Source organism: Pseudomonas sp. R84, from assembly GCF_009834515.1.
GTDB lineage: Bacteria > Pseudomonadota > Gammaproteobacteria > Pseudomonadales > Pseudomonadaceae > Aquipseudomonas.
Genome location: NZ_CP019426.1, coordinates 1405658 through 1428436, shown reverse-complemented (window position 1 = coordinate 1428436; position 22779 = coordinate 1405658). Strand labels below are relative to the sequence as shown.

The window sequence follows — 22779 nt, the reverse complement described above, 5'->3', positions numbered from 1 at the left end:
CCTAGTCATAATTGATGTGCACCTTGGTATGCGCCGGTGCACTGCGGTGAATCAGGCATTCCAGCGCCGACCCCGGATTGACGCCGAAGCGCTCGCCCCAGTAGCTCGCGCCGAAACGCCGACCGAGCAGCAAGCGCCCGCCGGTGTTGAGGGTCCACATGAACTGCGCTTCCCACGTGCCCCAGTGCGCCGAGCCGAAACGCGAACGGCCCATGCGCGGGGCTTCGAGTTCGGTGATGGTCGCGTTGGGGTAACCCTGGCTTTTGGCGATGTCGATGTAGTAACCGACAGCCTGGCTCCCCACCGCGAGCAAGCGCCGGCGTACGGCGAGGCGGCGGTCGTCGAACAGCGGTGTGGCGCCCAGGCACGGGTCGGGCAGGTTCATCACCTGTTCCCAGTCCGGCACCAGTTCGCTGACGCCGGCCGGGTCCATTTCGTTGAGCAGGTCGGCGGCGCGGGCATCGAGGCGCGCCAGTTCGACGGCGACGCCTTGCAGCACTTCCTCCAGTTCCGGCACCCGTTCCGGATCCCACGCCGGGCCAGTGGGCAGCAAGGCTCGCAGTTGCGCCTGATATTGCGCGGCGGTTCTTATGCCCCCCATACGCAACCTCCGAAGGTCAGCAGTTCGCTTTGCCCGGCAGGCACGTCAGCGGCCGGCGCGGTCAGCGTGTGATCGTACTCACCGCCAGCGCTGCTGATGGCTTCGCGGATATGGCTGATCAGCAACGGCACGCCCAGATCGGCCTCGCGGTTGTGCAGGTCGCGCAACTGCGCTTCAACGGCGGCGCGCACAGCGGTGGTGTCCGGGTTGACGCTCTTGAAGCGATACACCACCGGCACTTGAATCGGGCGCTGCACGTGCACTTCCGCCGTCACTGGACGCAGCGGTTCGATGTAGTCCTGAACTTCCGCCAATTGCTCATCGTTGGGCACCGGTTGCGGGTCTTCGTCACGCATGATGAATACCGTCACCGTGCCCGGCCCGAGCAAGCCGCCACGACACCAGGCGCGGGTCACGCCCGGCACTTCCAGTGCCCAGGTCTCGTAGTCGCTGGCCGAACCGCCATGGGGAATCACGCGGTAGGAACGGATCACCCGCGAGCGCAACGACTCCAGGCTTTCCCGCGCCACACCGCCGCTGAGTCCCGGCGCCAGCACGACAAAACTGTTGCCGACCACACCGGCAATCGGCTGCACCGGCGTCAGCGCCAGCCCGGCGTCGGCATTGCCGAGGCTGCCGGCATCGAGTGCGGCGATGGTGGTGGTGTTGCTGCCATTGACCGTGGTGCGCGCGGCGGTGACTTTGTAGGTGCGGCCGTCATTGGTTTGCAGCAGCGTATCGGCGTCGAGCACCGCGCCGGCAGTCGCGGTAAAACTGACGCTGCCGGTGGCGACTTGCGCGGGTTTACGTGGCTGGTTCAGGCGCAGTGCGGCAATCCGCTCCAGGGTGGATTCATCGGCCTTGTCCGGCAGAATCTGCTCGGCAATCCAGTCGAGATAACCGTACAGGCCAAAAGCGGCGCCACCGAGGGTACGGGCCAGCACTTGCGCATCGGACTGGCGCAGCGAATCGCCGGCCAGGTCGCTTTGGGTGCGCTTGATCAGCACCGGCAGCGAAGGGGTTTCAAACGGCATAGATCACCTGCCAACTGTTATCGGGGTTGATGTCCAGACGTTCGCCGTCGGCCAGGGTCAGGACCGTGCGCAGGTTCAGGCGCTGAGCGTCGAGGCGTTCGCTGATGATGTCGATGGCGCTGCAGTGGCCGTCGTCGATCAGCCATTGCAAGGCTTCGCGGGCATAGAACTCGGCGTCCATCTGCGTTTGTCGGGTCAGCTTGACCCGGCGCAACAGCCACAGCCGCGAGCCGATACGGTCATCGGCGACGGTAGGAAAGCTGTCGCCCCACCAGCCGAAACGCTCTTCGTCGTCGAGGGCGTCGTCATCGGCGGCGCGACGCCAGGTGAACAGGCTGATGAGCACGGCGCGGGTCAGCGCGGCGTGGAGATTTTGGCTGATCAGCATCACTTGCCTCCTGCCGGCGCGCCGGTCTGGCCGCTGCCGGCCTGTACGCCGACGTGCACGTGTTTGATCTGGCTGATGCCACCGGCGAGTTGATCGCCGGTGGACACGATCTTGCCGGTCTGATTGATCACCGGCGTATCGAAGTTCACCGCGCTGCTGGCGCGGATGTTCAGCGTGGCGGTTTCGATGTCGATGATCCGCCCACGCTTGAAGTGAATCTTGTCGCCCTCGTCGGTGTAGATCGCCACTTCACCAGCGGCCAACGCTTGCAGGCGATAGCGGCGGTCAGCGATGACCAGAGCGATGGCGTGGGAACGGTCGCCGCCGATGAACGTGACGACACCTTCGGCACCGGCCAGCGGATGGCTGGTGAAACCGTAAGGTTCGAAGTGCTCCATATCGTCGTTCACTTCGCCGGCGGTGAGGCGCATTTGCAGCGATTGCAGCTTGGATGCCGAGTTGGCGAGCACGACAGTGCCGCGCGCCAGCAGGCGTGTCAGTAGGCTCATGAATTGTCCTCAAAGGTAGGCATCACGCGATCCACTGTGGGAGCGAGCCTGCTCGCGAATGCGCTGGGTCAGGCAGTGTGATGTTGAAGCTGCCAGCGCTTTCGCGAGCAGGCTCGCTCCCACAGGGTTCGGAGTCAGGCTCAGGTTTTTTTCGGGGGCGTTGGATCAGGATCGAAGGTATGCGGCGGCGCCACTTGCAGCGTGGTCACCGAGCCTTGCGCCGACAGCGAATACGTGACCTTGGAGATCAGCATGTCGCCATCGAACCCAAGCACCGGATCCGTGACTTTGACCAGCGTGTTGTGCCGCCAAAGATCACCGTTAGCCTGGCGCCAGCCCTGCACCTGATACGTGGTGGTCTGCGCCCGCCCCATACGGGTGGCGCACTCCCACTGGGCGCGTTGCTGGGCCAGTTCGAACGTCAGCGCGGTGCCTTCGTTGATGATGGTGGTGCGTCGACGTTTGAAGCTCAGATCGGTCGCGCTGGATTCAACCTCGCTGACCGCCGCCCCGCTCTTCTTGTCCGAACCTTTCTGCTGGCCGATCACCCGGTATTCGGAGAACACCTGGCTCTGATCCATCGGCGCATTGGCCGACAGGATATTCTTGCCCAGCTCCAGCGCATCACTGGCCCGTCCACCGCTGCCAGGCTTGGCCAGCACCAGTCGGCCCTGCGCGTCATCGGTGGAAAACACCCGGAACAGTGAGAGCAACCGGTCGATCGACTGGAACACCGTTTCGCCCGGCACGATGGTGTGCTTGGCGAGCCGCGCGGTCTCGGGAATTTCATTGATCACCATCAGCCCGTACTCCATCGCCAGCGCCTGAACGATGTTCAACAGCGGTTGCTCCTGCCACTGGTTCGGCTGGTTTCTGGCGGCGCAATCGACCAGGTCCTGGGTCTTGGAACTGCCCTCGATGCTCAGGCTGATCTGGCGCCCGTCATAGCTGATCGGCGCCTTGAACACATAGCCGGTGAGCACCAGGTCCTGGCCGATTTTCACTTCGCAGGGGTCACCCGGCTTGATCCGCTGGTCCACCGTCTGCCCCGGCCACTGCCAGGTGATGTCAAGTTTGAACGTGCGGAACTGGCGCTCCAGATCGGCCGTGATTTCCACGCTTTTCCATCCGCCGTATTCCATGTTGTTGACGGTCAATGTGACGCGGTTATCCATCTCGCTCATGGCTCACTCCCTGGACACTTTCACGTCGTTGGGGGAAAAGCCCGGATGGTTCATCGCGTTGCTCTGAGTCACTTGGGTCACCCGTGTGGCATCGGCAAATTGCTTGTAGGCCACAACCAGCGCCGGCAAGCTTTCCTGGAACGATTTGGTGACCTGTCGCACACCGGATGACGCAACTGCCTTGAGATGCGCCAGCAGCGCTTCCTTGACATCGTTGATTGCCTGGTGGTGTTTGGGATCGGCCTTGTCCAGCATCGGATCAATGGCCACCCCGACAGCCTTCTGCAGCGCTTTCATTTCATCGGTCACCGGTACTTCCGGACGGGTCACGGGTTGATCCGCCTGATGCGCCACCGAAGGTGTCGACGACAGTTTCACGGCGGGGGTCGCCACTGGCATCGACGCCACCCACTGCGCCACTTTGACCAGCATCGTGTCCTGCACCAGATCGGCCATGGCTTGCGCTGCGGCGTTGGTGTCCTTGCCGGTGGTGATCTTCGGCGCATCAGCCTTGCGAATGGCTTCGAGTTGTTGGGACACGTCAGCAATCACGCCACGGTAGCCCTCCTTCGCAAACTCCTTGAGCTCCTTGATATCGCCGAGCAAACCCTTGAATTCCGCTGCCACTTCCTTGGGCAGCTCCTTCACGGCTTTAACCAGTTCAGTGATCTGTTTGTACTGCTCGATCAGCGGTTTGAGCTGCTCCTTGATCACCTCATAAACCCCGGTCAGGCTGTTGCGCAGATTGGCGATGCCGATCCGCGCAGCCTTGATCAGCGTCATAGCCTGCTCGAAGCGCGCCACCGCCGAACCCAGCAGTGTGTCGGCTTTGGCCAGCAGCACTTTCTGCGTGCTGACGCTGGCAGTCGGAAACGGCAACGGCTGATCGGGATAGAACTTCAGGGTAAAGGTCACCAACCCGCCGTCCTGGCGGGTGTGGGTCATGTCGCATTCACCGACCTTGACTTGCAGGCGCCCGAGCCACGGATGCACCAGTTCACCACTGCCCGCCTCCAATGCCTTGAGCAGCTTGTCGCGCTGCTCCAGGCAATCGGCGCCGATGATGAACGCCGTGACGTCGTGAATCCTGGCCTGCTGGCCAAGATCTTCGAAATACGGCAGGTCACGTTGCGGATACTCGTGCAACTGGCCTTTGCGACCGACCGGGGTTTTCGCCTGATCGATCCAGAAGCCGACACCACGAAAGGATGCCGGCAACAAACGGTCACGCCAGTTCATTGGAACCTCCTGCCGACAACGAGCGGTAGCCAATGCGCGAAGACAGCGCCAGGCCCGGTTGATTGCTTTGCGGTTGATCGGTGCGCATCCCCGGCGGTGCATTGACGAAGCTCACCGTCAGGCCACCTTCGAGTTGCGTGCGGTTGTTGGCCGCGCTTTGCTGGATCAGTGCGCCGGAAGTTTGTGGCAGCGTGCTGCTCATTCCTTGCGCCCCGGCAGGCGCCGCAGCGCTGGTGCCGGTGATCGTGGCGAAGAACCCGGAGAAATTGCCACCGAGCAGTTCTTTGACTTGTCCGAAAATACCTTGGAGTTTTGTCCACATATCACTGAACCAGTCGAGAACGGGCTGCCACTTCTGCTGGATAGATTCCAACGGCGACTGACTGAACAGATCACCCAAGGTTGCTTTCACCGATTGCGCGTCTGTGTTCAGCGTTGCCCACAAACCGGAGAAATATTCAGTAACGCCATTCCACTTCGCCATGACCGCTTCCACGGGAGCGTTGCCGAACAAGTTCTGAAACTCGCTTTTCAATGGCTGGGCACCCGCCCGGAGAACGTCCCACAGCGCTGAAAAAACCGGTGCCAAGGGTTGCCAGGCGCTTTCGACCATAGCGGTCGGAGACCAGGAGAACGTCGATTTGAGTTGCTCCCAACCGCTCGCCGCAATGCTGTGCATGCTGCCAACCGCATCGAAAACCGTATTTTGCGCAGAACCCCAGACCGTCGACATGTTGGTTGCCAGCGTGCCGTCGAACAGCGATGTAATGCTCGACCAACCGGTTGCAACTCTGTTGCCCATATCGTCGATGGCCGTGAAGACCGCGCTTTGTGCGGAATCCCATACGCCTGACATTCTGGCTGTCAGTGTGCCGTCGAACGTTGACTTGACCGACTCCCATCCGGCCTGTGTCGCCGCATAGGTACGATTCCAGTACCCGCTGACGACTTCATCGGCGGAGTTCCACAACGCCGTCATTTTTTCCAGTGGCGAGGTGTACAACCGGGCCTTGAGGCTTTGCAATCCAGCCGCAGTGCTGACAGCTGCACTGTCCCAGTAAGCGCCGACGGAGGTGCGAGCCGAATCCCAGGTTTGTTCGATGAAAGCGCCGAATGCATGCAGACCTTCGGACGCACCCGCCGCAAGACGGCTGGCACCGGTAATGGCATCAGCGCGCATTTCCTGCCACTTCAGCGAAGCCGTGGCACTCATCGAGTCGAACCGTTGCCTTGCGTCCGCGACCATCTCATCCCAGCCCTTGCTTACGTCGTCGATGCCGCGACGGGTCGCATCGCTGATCGACTGCCAGTTGCGGCTGAAAAAGCCCGAGATCGCCCCCCAGTTGTTGGTAATCAAGCGCGCGCCGATGACGATGACCGCCACCGCCGCCGCAATCGCGGCGGCAATCAAACCGATCGGTGAGGTCAGAATACCCAACACACCGACCAGCCCCATCGCACCCACAGTGACCACCGTGAATGCGATAGCTGCCGCCGCCAGCCCTTCAACAAGAGAAGGATTGTTCGCTACAAACTGGCCAATCGAAGTAATCACTGGGGTGATTGCGGTGACGATGCCGTTCACCGCTGGCAACAACGCGTTGCCAATATTCAGCGAGATCTTGTCCAGCGCTTCGTTGAACTTTGCCAGGTTGGCCGAAGTTTCCCCCTGCACCACTTTGGGCAGTTTCAGGCCCTTGTTCGCCATGACCTTTTTTGCCAGCGCATCCTGCGCCTCGATGGCTTTCTTGATGCCGTCCTGAAACGGCTTGAGCAAGCCACCTTCGGAAATGAACCCGGCGACGTCCAGCGGCTCGAGGCCGCTGTCCTCCATGCTTTTCTTGAATGCTGCGACCTTGCCGCGCAGCCCTTTCATTTCGGCTTCCATCTTCTCGGCGCCCTTGAGCACCACGAGCATGTTGACCGTGACAGGAAAGGTCTGCGGAATCAGGCTCAAATTTGTATTCGCCATCACTGCACCTGCTGCATCGCATTGATCCGTTGCGCGTGCTCCAGCGATTCGCGGAGCACATCCAGTGGCCTGGCCATCATCTGTTCGGGGTCAACCTTCCAGAACCAGGCCAGGTCATAGGCGACGGCAATCAGGTCGGTGATGGCGCCGACGCCGCACTCATGAAAAAACTCGCAACGGCCCAGCTCAACGCGTTGAGGTCAGCCAGATCCAACTGGTTGACCGACGACGGCGGAATGCCGGCGCACACGGCGATGTATTTGGCCGCCACGTCCATGTCGAGGCTGACTTCTTCGCTCTTGTCGATCTTGTACGGCAGCGCCTTGATCGCTCGCACCTCCTGCACCGTCGGACGGCGCAGGACGAGTTCGGTCAGGGGCTCGCCGTGAGCTTCGATCGCAACCTGAAGCTTCACGGCGCCGCTCATTGCCAGGTCCCCTTGATGCCTTCGAATTTCAGTTCGATGGTGGCGTCATCGCCTTTGGAGACTGGCTCTTCGACCAGGTACGCGCCGGCCAGCACGTAGACTTTGCCGTTGCTGAATTCGCAGGTGACAGTGATGTCGGTGCCTTCGATCAGCTTCTTCAGCGGGAAGTCGGCTGTGTGCAGCGCGGTCACTTTGAACGACGGCGCGATGTCGGTTTCCTTGTAGAAACCCGGTACGACGGTTTCGCGTTTGACCGCCATCAGCGGGGCTTCGCAGCCGCCATTGATGGTCAGTTGTGCGCCGTCGACTTTGACGTAGCAGGTACCTGCAATCAGTTGACCCATGGTGTTACTCCCTTGCAAAAAAAAGCCCACGCGCGGTGGGCTGAAAACTTGCCGTCAAACGCGCGGATCAAGCCGCGTCGTCGTACTGCAGACGGAATTGGTTGAGCAGCGCGAACACGCGCAGACCGTTGATGTAATCCGGCGGGAACAGCACGTTCACGCGGCTCGGGTCCTGCACGTCGCGTTCGACGATCAGGTGCTCGGCGAACAGCTCGGCGTTCTCCACGTGGCCTTCCAGTTCGAGCTTGGCGTACTGGGCGATCAGCTCACCGCGAATAGTCGCCGGGGTGACGATTGGCTGGCCGGCACCGAAACGAGTACCGTCGGAGGCCAGTTTGTGCCGGCCGTATTTGCTGGTGATCACGCTTTGCAGACGGCGCACGATGAACGCCGACTGGTGCATGGTTTCGCTGTCCAGGTAGGAGTTGTCGGCCTGGCCGTAAGCGTTCTTCTGGTAGGTAGTGATCGAACGCTGGATGCGCACGTAACCGCCTTCGTAATACGCGGTGGCGATGCCGTAGTTGAGCAGCGACTGACGCTCGGTCAGGGTGAAGCGTTCGCTGGCCGGTGCCGGATCAACGCCCGGCAGGCTGCCGCTTTGCGTCGGACGGCTGGCGTCGGCGGAGATGAACACGGCGGTCCGTGCAGCCAGTGCGGCAGCCTGTACCCAGAACGGTTGCGGAACGCCCGGTTCCAGCGCCTGAATGGTCATGTGCTGATCGTTGCGTGCCTGGCCGGCAGCAACCAGAGTGCCGACAGTTCCGCGTTTGGCGCTGTAGACGTGACCGAACAGTTGCTTGGCCCAGGACCAGCGACCGGTGCTGTCATCCATCACTGCTTGCCAGGTGTTGAGGGTCGACAGATCGGACCATGGCAGTGCGATGAACTCGAACGGCTCGTCACCCAACGCGGCAATCGCCGCCACCTGATCCGGCACGCCGGCGCCGCCGGTCATGGCGGTGATCGCAGTGGTCAGGCCGGCCGGGGTGTCTTCGCCGTTGCTCTTGCCCAGACGATTGAATTGCAGGCTGATGTCGTTACCGCTGTCGCCCGTCCATTTGGCGTTCAGGGTCACCACACCTTCGGCAGCCGCAGCGCTCACCGGCAGGTCGGCGGTAGCGTTGATTTTCTGCGCCAGGGCGGTGGCCGCTTGCGCAGCGGTGGCACCGTTGACCACAGTGGCTTGCACACGCACGCCGCCGACATACAGATTCAACACGCCAGCCTGAGTGGCGGTGCCAGTCAGGGTCAGCACGCCTTTGGCGATCGCGCCTTCGGCGTTGTGCAGCGGCAGGCACCAGATCTCACCGATCGGGTCAGCCTTGCGAAAGGTCTCGTACATCGAGGCGAGCATCGAGCCCTGACCACCGATGCTCTTGGCCAGCGCAACGCTGGAGACCAAAACCAGTTTGCCGACTTCGGTCGGGGCAATGTTGTCGTTGACCTGAGCGACGATCAAACGACGCAGGGTCGAACTCGCGCTATTGGCGGCCGAGTTGTCCATTTCGGCATAGAACAGCGGCACACGAATGTCCGCGGGGATGTTGCTGAATCCGATCGCCATTATTTGGCTCCCTTTTGTTTGGCTGGTGCGGTTTTGAGGGTGATATCGCCGTCGGCCAGACGTCGGCGCCACCAGGCGCTGTCCAGCACTTCACGGCCTTCGGCCGGCAGCAGATCGCCCGCCTCCGGGTCAGGTACAACACGGCCGGCGGCCGGCAGTACGGTGATGCGATTGCTCATGGGGTTACGTCTCCAGAGAAAGTCATTTCCACGCGCCCATCGGGGCCCGGGCGTTTCAGGTTGGGGTCGGCCGGGTCGATCGCATCGACCCGCACGGTGGCCCCGGTAAAGGACGACAAACCGTCCAGTTCGCGTTCGTGCCAACTCTCCGCAGGCTGACTTGGCAGATTGCGGCCGAGCTGGAACTCGGCAAAAAAACGCAGCCGGTAGAAGGCGCGGCTGCTGTTGATCGAGACCAGTTCACCGCCGTCGTAAACGATGGCGCTGTAGTCTTTGTCGGGCTTGAACCCCACCACCGCGCGCCACAGTTCGGCACGCAAGTCGTGCAACAGATCCAGCGCTTTTGTAGCGTCGGTGGCGTCAAGCACGAGGACGATTTCGAAGCGGTCGCGAATCGGTTGGGTGGCGAGGTTTTGTGTGGTGCTTTCACTCGCCAAGTCGGCCAGTGGCAGCACATGGGCCGAGGGTGTCGGCAGATCGGCATTGCCTTGCAGCAACGCCAGATCGACACCCACCGAAATGTGATTGGCAAGGCCAGGGCATTGCCCACGCAACTGCGTGAGGATCGGGGTGATCTTCATGGGGGTGTTCCAGAATGATGAGAATTGCGCAGGACCCAATGTGGGAGCGAGCCTGCTCGCGAAAGCGGTGTCTCAGTCGCTTTCAATGTTGGATGTTCCGGCCTCTTCGCGAGCAGGCTCGCTCCCACATGGAGATGTGTCGTCAGTCTTTGGATTCAGCCTTTGGATCGAGGCCGCTGGCATCGATCAGGCAGCGATAGCTGTTCTCGCGATTGCCACTGGCGGTGACCTTGTCGATCGACCAGCGCCCGCGCATGAAGTCCGGCCAGGTGTCATCGAGCAGCACCAGGCCTTCAGCCGCCAGCCGTGGGTCGCCGGGGCAGGTGATCTTCACCTTGAACTTTTGTCGGAGCATTTTGCGCACTTCGCCCTCGCCGACGGCGATGGCATCCGCTTCGTTGGGTTGCTTCTGGCGGATGGTCTTGAACGGCGCAAGCCCGGTTTCGACCCAGCGCAACACGCCTGTCGCCGCATCGACAAAACAGGTCTTGCAGCCCTTGGCCTGTTCGCGGGCGGCCTCTTCCAGCGTGGCGCTGATGAAGGCGTGATCGCCGGGACGATTGTTGTGGGTGACCGACAACGTCACTTCCTGCAGTTTCTGGCCCGAGATTGATTTGATCTGCCCGGGCCGCGCCAGCACATACGCATCGCCATAAGGTTTGGCGACCAGGTTGTACTTCTTTGCCAGCCGCGTCAGAAAGCCCATGTCAGTTTCATTGGACTGGTCGACGTGGGCGATCTTGATCATCGACACGTCCGCAGCGACACGCGATGAAAATCCGTGTTGCGACACCAGTTTGCTAAACAGTTGACCGAGCGTCGTCGGTCCATGACTGGCGGTGCGACGCTGCTTGAAGCCGGTCTCGTCATCCTTGCTGAAAGGCGCTGCAGTGGCCACCAGGGTCAGGCGCAACGGAAACAGCGTCGGTGTCAGGCGAGTGACTTTGAACTGGCCCTTGTCGACCATCTCTTCCATTTCCAGGTAACCCACCAGCAGGCCGATTTTCCCGCCCAGATTTGGCAGCCCTTCGAGGCCTTCCAGATCAATGGTCAGGGTCAGTTGATCCGACTCGATACCGGCTGCATCAATGTGTTCCCAACTGATCAGACGCTGGTTGAGCAGATCCGCGTTTGCGCCATAAATCTGCACGACCGGGGTAAAACCCAATGCCATACAACCTCCTTAATCCCAAGCCGTGAGCGCTTTGATCGCGGCGGGTTTGCTGTCGAGTTCAGGCAGCACGACCCAGATACCAGCGGGCAGAACCGGGCCGTGTTCAGCCAGGGTCGGGTTGAGTTTCCACAGGGCTTCTTCAGCGGCATCATCGCTGCGCCCGGTTTCGCGGTAGAGCAGCAGATTCACCGAATCACCGGCCACACTTCGAACCTTACGCATTGTTGAACTCCGCCAATTCAATAACCCAATCGACCACCATCGCCGTACCGTCATCGATGATCTGGCTTTGGGTTTCCTGAACGTTGTTGATCCGCCACAGACCCCAGTTGCGACCGATGCCGTCAATCAATGGCAGCGGTATGCGCAGTGCCTGCAAGGCGCGCAATTCATCGAGCCGATCCATGGCCACGGCGTACATCGATTTGCCGGTGATGGTCAGGGTTTCCGACTTCTGGCCGGTCTGGCTGGATTTCGGTTTGCTGGTGAGAATCTGTATTTCGCTCCAGCCGCCATCGGACTTGCGCAACAACGTGTGGTACGCAAATTGGCGCGACAGGCCGAAGATGAAGCTGCCTAATGCCATTTGTTGTTTCATCAGGCGACTCCATCGGTCAGGGCTGCGTCACGGCGGGTGGCGAGGAGATTGGTTGGCATGATTTGACCCAACTGCCCCATGGTTGTTTGTACCACCAGATTGGCGAGCGCCTGGGCGCTGGCCAGATCCTGGCCATTGATCTGAATCGTTGAGTTGAACGTGACAGGCTGGCTGGCGGCTGTGGTGGCCGGGATCGCGGAGGTCGCCGAGGTCGCGATCAGGTCCTTGCTGACCTGAGCTGGCGCGTCAAGACGATCGACTTGGGTCCCCAGCTTGTCGCCCAGCGACTCACCGATGGCTCCCCCCGCCATGCTTCCGAGCCACCCGCCAATTGCAGTACCCACGCCAGGCAGAATCAGCGTGCCAAGCGCGGCACCGACAGCGGCGCCCGCTGAAGACCCGGCCAACGAAGCACCGGATGACACCACTGAACGCGTGTCCCCGTGCATCACACCATTGACCAGTTCATATCCTGCGCTGAGCAGGCGCAGCGGCGGCGCTTTTTTGGCCAGCAGCGCGCCGGCCTTGGCGTAGGAGTCGGACAGCGGCGCGGCGTGCATTGGGCTGGCGCCCGATGAGCCGGAGAATGCCGTCATGCTTGCGGGCCACGCTGAGGGCTGACGAATGAGAGGATTGCGAGCTGCAGAGCTGCCGGAACCAATCAGTGGTTGATGGCTCTTTCGCTGGGTCAAAGAACCGAGGCTCACCCTGCGTGGTTTCAGGCCTCCACCCTTTCTCTGGGTAGGCTTTTTTGGGTTTGGCTCATCAAATGGCGAGTTTTCAACGGGCTTACCGCTATCGCCGGCAACATCGATATCCGCAATCCATTTGCCAAGTCCCTTCGGCAGTTTCGTTGCGATGCCCTTCACAAGCTTGCCAACGAAATTATCAGCGGCCTTTGCCAGCAACGCCCCCACAAACGCCGTAAGCCCCGCCGCCGCAATAGTCAGAGACGTAGCGACTTTCGGGTTTGCCTCGGCCTTCTCCGCCGCCCAGTTCAATGTATTGGTGAGGGAGTCCAGCGTTTGCGCATCCGGAGCGACCGCTGTCGCCAAACGGTTTCTACTGGCGTCGTAAGCGTTCCAGCTTTGCTGAGGACTGCCGCCAGCCGGATCGGCTGATCTCTGCACCGCACCTTTGTATTGCGGCTCGGTACTTTGGGTCGGTCCCTGAAGGGGAACCGGCGAGAACGTCGCTTCAGCAGGTTCCGCCATCAATTGATGCAAACCGTCGCTGCCGGTCGATAGCCTCTTCAGCAACTCGGTCTGTGGATCGAGCGGTTTTCTCGCGGTCAGCAACGCAAATGTCTTGTCGACATCCTGGGGTTTATCCAGCAGTTTGCTGACGCCTTCATCACCGTTGAACAACGTCTTGATCAGTGCCGATTGTTGGCTCGCCGGCTTTTGTTTAAGAGCCTCGAGTGCCTTGAAAACGGTTTGCGGCACATCCTCGTTGAGCTTGTCCGGCTGGAGTCCAAGTGTTGCCCAGGCTGCACGCTCGGCGACCGAGCCTTTGGCACCTTTGGCCAGCGCAGCGCTGATGCTTTTCACCGATGTAGCGGCGCCAGACGTGTCCACATCTGCGTTGAGCAAAGCGGCCGCAAGAGCAGCCAGTTGCTCAGGTGCAATACCCGCCGCGACTCCTGTTTCGCCAGAACTCTGTACCACCGAGCCGATGTCGGCTGCGGTCGCTTTCAGCGAATTCTTCCCGAGATGAATACTGGCGTCGGCCAAGCTTTGAGCCTGCGCGCGATCAAGCTTGAGCGAGGTTCTCCAGACCGTCAGCATTTCTCCAGCGGCCTTCAGTTCAATGCCAAACGCTGTCGCGTTCGTGGCGGCATCACGGCCGAAATCCAGCAGTTCCTGTTCCTTTGTGTCGCCAGTGAGATTGGCGCCTACCCCGGATTTGCCCGCGGCATATTCGACCTCGGCCAGGCTAACCGCGGTCGCACCACTGCCTGCCACCGTTTTTTCACCGGCCATTGCCAGGTTGGCGATCTCCATGCTCTTGAGATCGCCGTCCATGCCCGGCACTTGTTTTAGCCTGGCCATGGCCGTTTGAAGCGCCATGGTCGACTGCAGAAACGCGGGAGGCTGACGCTGTTCGATCTCGGTCGTGAGTTTCGACTTCGGCGCACTTACTGGCGCCGACGTTGGCGAACTGGCCTTCGACAGCGATTGCAGCGCGACCATGACTTCCCGAAGCTTGATCTGCTCCTTGATCAATAACCGGATGTCCTGACTGGCGGTCACGACCGCGAGCTTCAACTCCGCCAGTGGATTGGCAATAACGTCAAATGCGGACTTCTCAACTGCCAAGCCAGCGTTGCTGAACCCGACGCTGCTGTTCGCGCTGGCCAGCATTGGCGAATACCTTGTTTCTGCCATGCCGCTCTACTCCTGTTTCACGCCAAGGCGAGTGATCGCTATGTCGTAGCGGCGCAACGCCTTTTCGGCGTCCCATTCCAGAATCTCCGCTTCACTTACCGGGTAAATGAGCGGGACGATATCGAGGATTACTTCGATGTCGCGTTCCGAAAGTAGGCCGCCGGCTGGTTTAAAAAATCGTCGATACGCACCTGCAATTGCGTCCAGTCCGGGACGCTCAAGTGAGCCAGATCAGGGATCATCAGACCGGTGCAGTGGGCGGTGATGAACTCGGCGCGTTCCTTGGCCGTTTTCAGTTTCTTCATCACTTTGGTGGCGCGCAGCACAGGCATTTCCAGGCTCAGCGAGGTCACGGTGCGGCCGGTTACGGCGAGCGGTTGCAGCAGTTGCACCTGATCGGGATCGTCGGACTTTTGCGCGTCTTCGACCTGGTCGAGAAAGTACGACGCAGGGCGTGTCGACATCTCGTGCACGTACTGGGCGATGCTCACGTAGTCCGGGCGCTTGAGCTGGTCGAGTTCTTTGACCGACAGGCCAGTGGCGAGCAGCGCCAGCTCGAAGAACTGATCGTCTTCGTCATCGCCGGCGCGTTCCAGCGCTTCTTTCTGTGCGGCGTAGAACAGTGGCTTGAGCTGGATCTGGTTGATCTGCGAACCATCGTCGCCGGTGATCGGCGACAGCAGGTCATGCTGGGGTGGCATCCACGACATGTATGAATTCCTTGGTGATTCTTGGGGGTTACTCAATTTCTGCCAGTCACACTGGCCCACTGTGGGAGTGAGCCTGCTCGCGAAAGCGGTCGTTCAGTCACATTGATGTTGAATGTGCCAAAGGCTTCGCGAGCAGGCTCGCTCTCACAGGTTTTGCGGTGTAACGGGTTACGGCATCAGCACCGCACGACGCGCATCACCGAGGATGTCGACGCCGTTGAGGACGAACTTCTGGGTACGCACGTCGATGTCGATCACCGGAATGCCGTTTTCCAGGCGGTTGTAGGTGCGGCAGGAGAAGTCCAGCGTCGTCAGAGCCTTGCCGCCCATTTTGATTGCGTCTTCGCCCATGGTTTTGAGCTTGCCGCCGATGGTGTGGTAGGTGAACCAGGTATTGCCGTCCTGATCCTGACCGGCTTCACGCACGTTCAGCAGGATGTCGTCGCCCAGTTTCACGCCCATCGCCAGCAACACTTCAGCACCGGTGCCTTGCAATTTGATCTGCGCATTGAGCGGCTTTGCACTCTTGGCCATCTCCTCGACGATGAAACGCCCGCCCGTCATGCTTTCCATGTCGAAATCAATTTTCGGCGGGGTGAATTCTTCAACAGTCGCCGACAACGGCAGGCCTTGGAGGGTGGCCGCGATGGCCTGTCTTACGCGGTTGGTAAACATTAGAGAACGTCCTCCAGGAACTGCTCGATGATTTCATCGCGGGCGTTGAGTTGATAAACCATGTGTTCGTTTGGCGCGTAGCGGCCGTAGTCGATGACCACATACCAGGTGCCGTTCTTGTACTTCTCGACGCTGTTCAGTTCCGGGTGCAGATACACGCTGCCGCCAGGGATGGTTTCGTCGGCGACCAGGGTTTGCAGCCAGTCGTTGATGCGCTTGACCTCTTGATCCATGAAGGACTTGGTGAGGTTCTTGGCCATGGCTTTCTGGCCGGCCTTGACCAGCTTGCGGCTGATCGCATCTTCGAGGCCGACGTAGCTGATGAACTTGCCGGTGATCGAGCGGTTGCCCAGCAGCGAGAAGCCGCCGAGCACGGTGCGGGCGTAGTAGCTGACGCCGTAGCGGTTGAGCAGATCGCCTTCGGTGGAGGTGTCGAGAATGTTGTACTCAACGACCCGCGAAACGTCTTCGGCGTAGGTCACCTGGTTGCCCGGGCTCTCCCACTGCTTGACCTTGGCCAGTGCGGCAATCGCCAGGCTGGAAGGCGACAGGAAGACGTTTTTCTTCGCCGCTTTCGAGTACACGGCCGGCATGTTGTGCACCACCAGGCAACGGTCGAAACCGAGGTCGGCGCCGCCGAGTTCCTGGCTGTACAACACTTGATCGGCAACCGAGGCGTCCTTGCCATCCAGCACCACACGGGCCTTGATGCGCTTGCCGAACGAGGCGAACTCGCTGGCCACAGCTTTGGTGCCGGTGAAGCCCGGCGCGCCGATGATGGTCAGGTCTTCCGGGACACTGCCCAGCGCGGCCAGACCGAGCTTGCGGCCGGTCAGTGGATCGACGCCGCCGATCACGTTGTTGACGGTGTCGGCCGGGGTCGCACCCGCCTCGACGATGACCACGTAAACCGGCACCTTGACCACTTTGAGGATCTGGTAAACCGCGTGGTACAGGGTGCCCTCTTCCGAACCGGTCGGATCGAGCAGCGCGTGGGTGGTGAAACTGTTGATGCGGAACGGTGCGTTACGCGGAATCAGCGGATCGGCTTTCGGCGCGGTGCCGACCAGGCCGATGACGTTGTCACCCAGGCCACCCATGGCCTCGGGGGATTCGGTGGCATTGACGGTAATGCCGTTGTGCTCGAAGTTCAGAACCTCAGCCATAGTCAGTCAGCCTTCTTGGCAGCGGCCTTTTTGGCCTGGGTGGTTGGGGTTTTCAGTTCCAGTCGACCGGCGAAGTGCAAGGCACTGGCCTCGACGTCGAGCAGATCAAGGTCTTGACCGATGCTCGACCAGTGCCCACCGCCGGTGGGGAATGGGACGAGCACGGTGTAGGTTTGGCGGGTTGCCATTCGGGTTTCTCCAAAGACGAAAAAGCCCCCTGGTTTCAACAAGGGGCTATCAGTTGCTGATCAGCGGATAAGAAAACGCCCCGTCAGTGCGGGGCGTTTTTATTCAGGCAGGCTAGCGAGCCATTCCGGCGCTGCCGGGCGGTGTTCGCTCAAGGGCAACTCACCGCCGACCGGCCAGATGCGCAGCACGTGGCGATAGGTCTGCAACTCAATGTATTGCGCCGGGGTCAGCTGGGTCGGCCAACGGTCCACCTCGTCACGGTGACGGTTGACCACGGGATCAGTGAGCGCGATCTGCTGTTTGCGCCAGTAGCGCTCAATGCTCTCAAGTTCCGCTGGTGTTGGCCCCGGCCGATCAACCAGCACTGGATAGTTATTTTCATTCATGACAATCATCTTGCCGGTAGACAGCCCGTTCAATAACTCGAGCCAGTACTCCTGAGAGATTTCAACTGCATCGCTTGGAATTTCGGTATGAAAGGTGGGATCGTAAAAACCGCCCGTGGAGGGTGCATAAAACATAGGTTCTTCCTTGTTTGATAAGTAACGACTCTAAGGCACCGCTTGGGTGGCCAGATATGGAAACGTCCCACGGTGTGGGGCGTTTATTGAAGTGCTGAGGCGGGTGCAACTGGGGGCTGGTCTGGCCAACCGTCCTTGAGCATGGCATCGGTGTAGGTGCCGGCAACAACGCTTTCCGACAGAGCCCTTTCCCGGTCAAAGCAAGTCTGAACATGAGACCGAACAGCCGTTGCTACAGCAAGAATTTGCGAAGCAGTCAGTTCGACAAAGCCGTCCACAGCCTTGTAACTGCATTGATAAGCAGGGTTCAACATCGCAGAAACCGCCATTCCAGCAATCAGCGACTGGCTGTCTCGGGAAGTATCGATAGCCACACCCTCGACCACGACCCCCGAACCTTCTCGGCGGAATCGTTCTGCAGTAATCAAGGTCAACAGGCGGCTTTTTACCAATTCGCCAGAAGCGAAACCAAAGGCGTCTTCCAGTTCTTTTTCAGAAGGTTCATGGTCAAAAAGAATTTCACCCTCTGCCAATGGCCAATCAGGGGCGACACCTCGAAAGGCTGTTCCCTCTTTTGAGTACGCTCTCAACATGGGTATCCCCTAAAACGTGTATTGGGAAATATGGACGGAATTAGCTCGAGACAAAATTGAGTCCAGGATGTAGTGAATCGTTTGTGGCGTGGTCATTACCAGGTCGGAGAATGAACCGAGAACCCCCAACCCCAGCATCCCGCCAATACCGACAGTTTTTAATCCAGTCCCCACCGCATCAGAAGCAAGTCCCAGATAACCACCCCCAGCGTTTTCAGCACTGCTGATGTAGTGAACATACCCGCCGACGGATTTCGCGTTTTTCGGAACAATCGACGCCAGGGAAACAGGAGTCCATGTCAAAGACGCCCCGTTAGACAAGACTTGCGCTCTGGGGATGGATATCAGGCGTTGGTGCTGGACACCGGTAACCATCAATCGATTGGTGTCGGTTTGCCAAACGCTGACCAGCGCGCTTGCGGTGTATCCGGCCGGCATGTAAGCGCCGGAATAAACCTCAGGAATCAACGCCGAGGACGCATTGACGCCGAGTAGCTTGGCAATACGCAGCACTGGGTTATAGATAACGTAAATCCCGACACTGCCGAGCGCCGGGGCAACTCCGACATCCATCCCACCAGCACCAATAGTCGTCAAATCTATAGATAGATTGACGCTCGACAATTTGTATTGACCGATACCGGGTTGCTCAGCAATCAACTGATCAGCCGTGAGTGTTGCAAGCGATGCTGCTGTGGGTAGCGATACTCGCAAATTACGAGTTGCGCCGACCTCGGCACCGTTGAGACGCCAGCTTTTGATATCTGCAGCCAATGCAGCGATGTCGATACTTCCTTGATTGATCGGTGCATTCCAGGCTTTGATGCACCACATCACCGCCAGGTTGTTCGGCCTGGTGATGCCATAAGTGACCTCAGGGCCGCCGGGCAATGGGAAGTTCGCCTGAGGATTCACGCCCATGAGTGTTACGCCGGCGTAAAGCGTCGGGTCACCGCTGTCATAACCGGTTCGAATCCTTGAGGCCTCATAATCAGCGAGATTGGAGGCAATCGTCTGCGTGGCCGGAATATTGGTATCGATTGCAGCAATACTGCCCTTCTGCCAACTGCCGATTGCTCTTCCTGGATCAGCACCACGCCCGTGATCCCAACCACGCAGAAACTCCCCGCGCGAGTCGGGCAATCGGAAGTTGCCCGCACCTTCATTGCCTTTGTTATAGACAGCGCCGAGATAGGCGGCCAGATCCGGATAAGTCGCAATGCTCTGCACACTGCCATCCAGTTCCAGATAACCGGGAGCGACAATACCCGTCGGGAATGCCAGAACAGCGCCAATCGGAACGGCGGATTTGAGCCGTTCGACTTCCTTGGCCAGCGCGGCGACATCGATGGTTCCCTGATTGACCGGGGCGTTCCAGGCTTTGATGCACCACATGACGGCGATGTTGCGGGGACGTGCCTCCGCGCCACCAGAACTGTTGAAGCCAGCCGCGAAATTGGTTATTACGGCCGTATTGCCGTTATCTACCACTACGGCACTCGGATTACTGCCGGTCGCATTGGCGAATGCCTGCATGCGGGTGACGGTATGAGCATGCGACTTGTTGTCGTCGGCCTGCCAGCTGCCGAGACCTCGGCCAGCATCCACCCCTCGTCCATGATCCCAACCGCGCAAAAACTCCCCACGCGTTTCAGGCAAACGGAAATTCCCTGTACCTTCATCACCCTTGTTGAACTTGCCGCCCAGGTAAGCACTCAAGTCCGGGTAAGTCGCGCTGCTCTTGACGCTGTTATCCAGTTCCAGAAAACCCGGCGGCGGCGAATCAACCGGAAACGCGACGATCGATCCCACCGGCAACGCCGACGCCTTGGCAATCAGCGCTTCGACTTCAGCCTTGTTGTACGAATCCTTGATGCCAAATCCTGCCAGCGTCTCCGGGTTTGCACCCGCAGTAGCGCGACCATATTCATCAACCGTCAAACTCTTGTAAGTCCCGGCAGCAATCCCGGTGCGACCGGCCAGCATCTTGAACGTCAGCGCAGTCGTGCCGAGGGTAATCGGCGCATTGGTGGTGAGGTGCCACAGCGAATCACCGCTCGCCGTGCCCTCCTCCACCATCACTGTCAGCCCCGGTGTGACCTTGGCGCTGCTATTGGCATCCGTTGCCCTCACCCAGTCGCCATTGCCGACGATCCACAGGCCGTTGTCCTTGGCCAGCGTCTGGTTCGCAACAAGCACGCGGTCGCCAGCAATCACTGCGACGCCGTCAATTTGCTGCGCACCGTTCAACACGATGTTGGTGGATGCCGCAACACGCACCGACTGCTTACCATCCAGCTTGCCGAGTTCTTCGGCGAGATAACTCATGACCCAGGCACGCGTGGCCTTAACAACGGTGTCATCAATCAACAACGTCACCAAGGACGCATTGCTGGTCTCGAAAATCGAGCGGATATAAAACTCTTTACCCGAACCCGACGTCGCCAGCACCGGTTTGAACGACTCCGGATATTTGACGATGGCGTAGAGAATCCCGGTATCAGTCCACAGCCCCGCTTCCCGCACATACCAGCCGCCAACATCCGGCGGAATGGTCACTTCGGCGAGCAGCCAGCTCGGGTTCTTCTCGTCCTGGAACAGCGCATTGAGCGGCCCGCGCCAGACTTCGCGTTTCAGCGCGATGGCGGTCGCGGCCGGATTGTAGACCGAGCCGCCGCCATCGCCGACGGAAATCTGTGTCAGCTTGATCGGCGTGCCCGCAGCCTTGCACGCTGTTTCGTAGGCAATCCCTGCGTTGGTAAGCAGGGTGTAATAGTCAGCCATTCAGGCCCCCTGAGGATAAATTGTGGATGTTTCGACGGTGTACATGCCGGCAGCCATGAACGCCTCTCCCGAGGTTTCGAGCCCTTCGATGAACACTGGATAAACCGTGGTCAGCTCGCCACAGAACGTCGCGGCGCCGATGACGTGATTGCCGAAAGCGCTCAAGCCAACCGAGACCGTCAGCACATCCCGTTCGCTCTTGGCATCGGCCAGACGTCGGTCGAGACGGGCGTCGATTTCTTCGCTGTAGGGTTGGTCGCTGAAGGCTCGTACGGAAAAGCTGTAAGGCGCACCGGGCGGCGTCTGTTCGTACCAGGCGCGGATTTCCGGGCGCAATTGCAAACCCTTGGCGGCGTTTTCCAGCGCCTTGCGAGTGCCGGCCTGACGCGCGGTAGGCCAGGCCAGTTCAACGGTCAGGCGTTTTTCCGCTTCCGGTGCGGCGGTGCTCCATTCGGCGACACCGCGATCCGCTGCCAGATAAGGCAAGAATGCGACCGGTGTTTCGCTCGGGTTCATCAGTTCGGGGAACGGCGGCGCGATGCGATCAAGCAGTGCGCCAAAGCCCAGATCCAGGCCTCGTTCGAGTGCCGAGCTGTTGGCCGGCAGCAGCGTCGGACGCTGAGTTTTCTCACTCATAGCGTCAGCACCTCAACCTCGACCGCCGTGCAATACGGCGCTTGAAACGCCGTAGTCACGATCGGCGCCAGCGGTTCGAGAATCTGCAATTGCACGGCGCCGGCACTGTGCAGCGTGTAGTCGATCCAGCTCGGATCAACCCGACCTTCGAGACGATGGCAACTGTCAGCGTAAGCCTGCAATTGTTGTTGCGCGGCGACTTTGGTCAGGCCCGAATCGGGGCCGGAATTGATCTTGGCGACCACGCGAATCTTGTAGCGCTGAATATCGGCTGCCTTGACCATGACAAGGTCGGTTTCCGGTCGTACATCAGGCCGTGCGAAGTGCTGACGAACGCCGTCAAGCAATGCCTGGGAAGGCGTGCCATCGTCGTCGCGGGACAGCACTGTGACCTGCACCTCGCCCGGCGCGGTACGCCGAGCATTGCCATCCTTGACCTGCGCAGCGAGACCGTCCGGGTCGAAGGTGTAAGTGACGTTCACCACACCTGCCTCGGTGGATTCGACCTGCACCGTGGGACGCTCGCCAAGGGTGAAAACTTCGCGGCGATACTGCATCCGCGAGCCCGCCGCCGGGGCGTGTGGCGCCAGGTAATAACGCAGGCGGGCGTCGTCGTCACTTTCGTAGATCGCTGGCACCGGCGGAAATGCTGCGGGGTCGCCGGGATCAAGCAACTGCCGCTCAAGGCCCATGTCCGCCAGCCGCGCATCAAGGTTGCTGCCAGTCGCCCACCACGCCAGCATCTGTTTGATGCGAGCGTTGTATTTGCGCTCGTGGGTTTGCAGCCGCACACAGAAAGCTTCAAGCGCCAAGGTCAGCAGTTCGCTTTCGTTGTCCAGGCTGGTCGTGAGTTTCGCGGCACTGTCCGGCGAGCGCGCGCCGACGTATTCAATGACAAAAGCCTTGAATTCGGCGAGCAGGTCTTCGAAGGCTTCAACGGTGATCAGCGCGGGTTCGGCCAATTGGTTCTGGCCGGGGATCAACATGCTCATGTCACGACCTCGAAGGTTTGTTGACGGTTTTTCCAGGTACCGGCGAACCGCAACAACAGGCCGGCACCCTGACGACTGGCGACGATCACTTGCGGCTGAAAATCGTCAATGCCGTTTTGCTTGTTGTAGAAGGCTTGCGCCGCGTAGCTCTGGGCTAGAAGCAGAACGTCGTCACCGAGGTTCTGCCCCAGCAGCGTGGGGATCAACGAGCCATACAGGGGCCTTTTTTGCCGGGTGCCCAGCGGCGTAGTCAGGGCCCGGGTCGCGCGCTGCACAAACTGCAGCCAGTCGTCGACCGTGGCCCCGCTGTCTCTATCGATTCCGATCATGGG

General features: G+C 60.1%; 26 protein-coding genes. All 26 read right to left on the bottom strand.

Annotated elements, in window-relative coordinates; translation table 11 throughout:
• Position 1: 1 nt before the first annotated feature.
• Entirely contained in the window at positions 2 to 601 is a 600-nt protein-coding gene (locus tag PspR84_RS06375) for a putative phage tail protein (protein ID WP_034154917.1), read from the bottom strand.
• A complete protein-coding gene (locus PspR84_RS06370) occupies positions 589 to 1635 on the bottom strand; it encodes a baseplate J/gp47 family protein (protein WP_160056285.1) in 1047 nt (348 codons plus the stop codon). The genes PspR84_RS06375 and PspR84_RS06370 overlap by 13 nt, the downstream gene beginning before the upstream one ends.
• Positions 1625 to 2023: a phage GP46 family protein gene (locus tag PspR84_RS06365; protein WP_003222234.1), complete on the bottom strand. Its 399-nt coding sequence runs from the start codon at positions 2021 to 2023 to the stop codon at positions 1625 to 1627. Before PspR84_RS06365 ends, PspR84_RS06370 begins: the two co-directional genes overlap by 11 nt.
• Positions 2023 to 2532 carry a phage baseplate assembly protein V gene (locus PspR84_RS06360; protein ID WP_110720163.1) on the bottom strand — a complete coding sequence of 170 codons (510 nt, stop codon included), beginning with the start codon at positions 2530 to 2532 and terminating at the stop codon, positions 2023 to 2025. Before PspR84_RS06360 ends, PspR84_RS06365 begins: the two co-directional genes overlap by 1 nt.
• A 140-nt stretch (positions 2533 to 2672) precedes the next feature.
• The gene (locus tag PspR84_RS06355) at positions 2673 to 3716 is read right to left on the bottom strand and encodes a phage baseplate assembly protein (protein WP_160056283.1); all 1044 of its coding nucleotides are present in this window, start codon (positions 3714 to 3716) and stop codon (positions 2673 to 2675) included.
• 3 nt (positions 3717 to 3719) lie between these two features.
• Positions 3720 to 4955 (bottom strand): DNA circularization N-terminal domain-containing protein, encoded by a 1236-nt coding sequence (locus PspR84_RS06350; protein ID WP_160056281.1) that lies wholly within the window; start codon positions 4953 to 4955, stop codon positions 3720 to 3722.
• Entirely contained in the window at positions 4942 to 6927 is a 1986-nt protein-coding gene (locus PspR84_RS06345; RefSeq protein ID WP_160056279.1) for a hypothetical protein, read from the bottom strand. Before PspR84_RS06345 ends, PspR84_RS06350 begins: the two co-directional genes overlap by 14 nt.
• Before the next feature lie 130 nt (positions 6928 to 7057).
• A complete protein-coding gene (locus tag PspR84_RS06340) occupies positions 7058 to 7354 on the bottom strand; it encodes a phage tail assembly protein (RefSeq protein WP_007908778.1) in 297 nt (98 codons plus the stop codon).
• Entirely contained in the window at positions 7351 to 7698 is a 348-nt protein-coding gene (locus PspR84_RS06335) for a phage tail tube protein (RefSeq protein ID WP_007908779.1), read from the bottom strand. Before PspR84_RS06335 ends, PspR84_RS06340 begins: the two co-directional genes overlap by 4 nt.
• Positions 7699 to 7765: 67 nt before the next feature.
• Positions 7766 to 9262: a phage tail sheath subtilisin-like domain-containing protein gene (locus PspR84_RS06330; protein ID WP_160056277.1), complete on the bottom strand. Its 1497-nt coding sequence runs from the start codon at positions 9260 to 9262 to the stop codon at positions 7766 to 7768.
• Positions 9262 to 9441, bottom strand: coding sequence for a DUF2635 domain-containing protein (locus tag PspR84_RS06325; protein ID WP_093436496.1), 180 nt, complete (start codon positions 9439 to 9441; stop codon positions 9262 to 9264). The genes PspR84_RS06330 and PspR84_RS06325 overlap by 1 nt, the downstream gene beginning before the upstream one ends.
• A complete protein-coding gene (locus tag PspR84_RS06320; protein WP_160056275.1) occupies positions 9438 to 10022 on the bottom strand; it encodes a hypothetical protein in 585 nt (194 codons plus the stop codon). The genes PspR84_RS06325 and PspR84_RS06320 overlap by 4 nt, the downstream gene beginning before the upstream one ends.
• Before the next feature lie 142 nt (positions 10023 to 10164).
• Positions 10165 to 11196, bottom strand: a complete 1032-nt coding sequence (locus PspR84_RS06315) for a phage late control D family protein (RefSeq protein WP_160056273.1) — start codon at positions 11194 to 11196, stop codon at positions 10165 to 10167.
• A 9-nt stretch (positions 11197 to 11205) separates the two neighbouring features.
• Positions 11206 to 11418 (bottom strand): tail protein X, encoded by a 213-nt coding sequence (locus tag PspR84_RS06310; RefSeq protein ID WP_064393145.1) that lies wholly within the window; start codon positions 11416 to 11418, stop codon positions 11206 to 11208.
• Entirely contained in the window at positions 11411 to 11794 is a 384-nt protein-coding gene (locus PspR84_RS06305; RefSeq protein ID WP_160056271.1) for a phage tail protein, read from the bottom strand. Before PspR84_RS06305 ends, PspR84_RS06310 begins: the two co-directional genes overlap by 8 nt.
• Positions 11794 to 14157 carry a phage tail tape measure protein gene (locus tag PspR84_RS06300; RefSeq protein ID WP_238785225.1) on the bottom strand — a complete coding sequence of 788 codons (2364 nt, stop codon included), beginning with the start codon at positions 14155 to 14157 and terminating at the stop codon, positions 11794 to 11796. Before PspR84_RS06300 ends, PspR84_RS06305 begins: the two co-directional genes overlap by 1 nt.
• Positions 14158 to 14309: 152 nt before the next feature.
• On the bottom strand, positions 14310 to 14891 hold the full coding sequence (locus tag PspR84_RS06295) for a phage tail assembly protein (RefSeq protein ID WP_160056267.1): 582 nt from the start codon (positions 14889 to 14891) through the stop codon (positions 14310 to 14312).
• 168 nt (positions 14892 to 15059) lie between these two features.
• On the bottom strand, positions 15060 to 15566 hold the full coding sequence (locus PspR84_RS06290) for a phage major tail tube protein (RefSeq protein WP_160056265.1): 507 nt from the start codon (positions 15564 to 15566) through the stop codon (positions 15060 to 15062).
• On the bottom strand, positions 15566 to 16732 hold the full coding sequence (locus tag PspR84_RS06285) for a tail protein (protein ID WP_034154903.1): 1167 nt from the start codon (positions 16730 to 16732) through the stop codon (positions 15566 to 15568). The genes PspR84_RS06290 and PspR84_RS06285 overlap by 1 nt, the downstream gene beginning before the upstream one ends.
• A gap of 2 nt (positions 16733 to 16734) precedes the next feature.
• Positions 16735 to 16920, bottom strand: a complete 186-nt coding sequence (locus PspR84_RS06280) for a hypothetical protein (protein ID WP_007908808.1) — start codon at positions 16918 to 16920, stop codon at positions 16735 to 16737.
• A 99-nt stretch (positions 16921 to 17019) separates the two neighbouring features.
• Entirely contained in the window at positions 17020 to 17442 is a 423-nt protein-coding gene (locus PspR84_RS06275; protein ID WP_160056263.1) for a phage tail protein, read from the bottom strand.
• Positions 17443 to 17525: 83 nt separating this feature from the next.
• Positions 17526 to 18035 (bottom strand): DUF4376 domain-containing protein, encoded by a 510-nt coding sequence (locus PspR84_RS06270; RefSeq protein WP_160056261.1) that lies wholly within the window; start codon positions 18033 to 18035, stop codon positions 17526 to 17528.
• A gap of 9 nt (positions 18036 to 18044) precedes the next feature.
• The gene (locus PspR84_RS06265; RefSeq protein WP_160056259.1) at positions 18045 to 20819 is read right to left on the bottom strand and encodes a phage tail protein; all 2775 of its coding nucleotides are present in this window, start codon (positions 20817 to 20819) and stop codon (positions 18045 to 18047) included.
• Positions 20820 to 21455 (bottom strand): phage tail protein I, encoded by a 636-nt coding sequence (locus PspR84_RS06260; protein WP_160056257.1) that lies wholly within the window; start codon positions 21453 to 21455, stop codon positions 20820 to 20822.
• Positions 21452 to 22447 (bottom strand): baseplate J/gp47 family protein, encoded by a 996-nt coding sequence (locus PspR84_RS06255; protein ID WP_160056255.1) that lies wholly within the window; start codon positions 22445 to 22447, stop codon positions 21452 to 21454. The genes PspR84_RS06260 and PspR84_RS06255 overlap by 4 nt, the downstream gene beginning before the upstream one ends.
• Positions 22444 to 22776 (bottom strand): phage baseplate protein, encoded by a 333-nt coding sequence (locus PspR84_RS06250; RefSeq protein WP_160056253.1) that lies wholly within the window; start codon positions 22774 to 22776, stop codon positions 22444 to 22446. Before PspR84_RS06250 ends, PspR84_RS06255 begins: the two co-directional genes overlap by 4 nt.
• Positions 22777 to 22779: the final 3 nt, after the last annotated feature.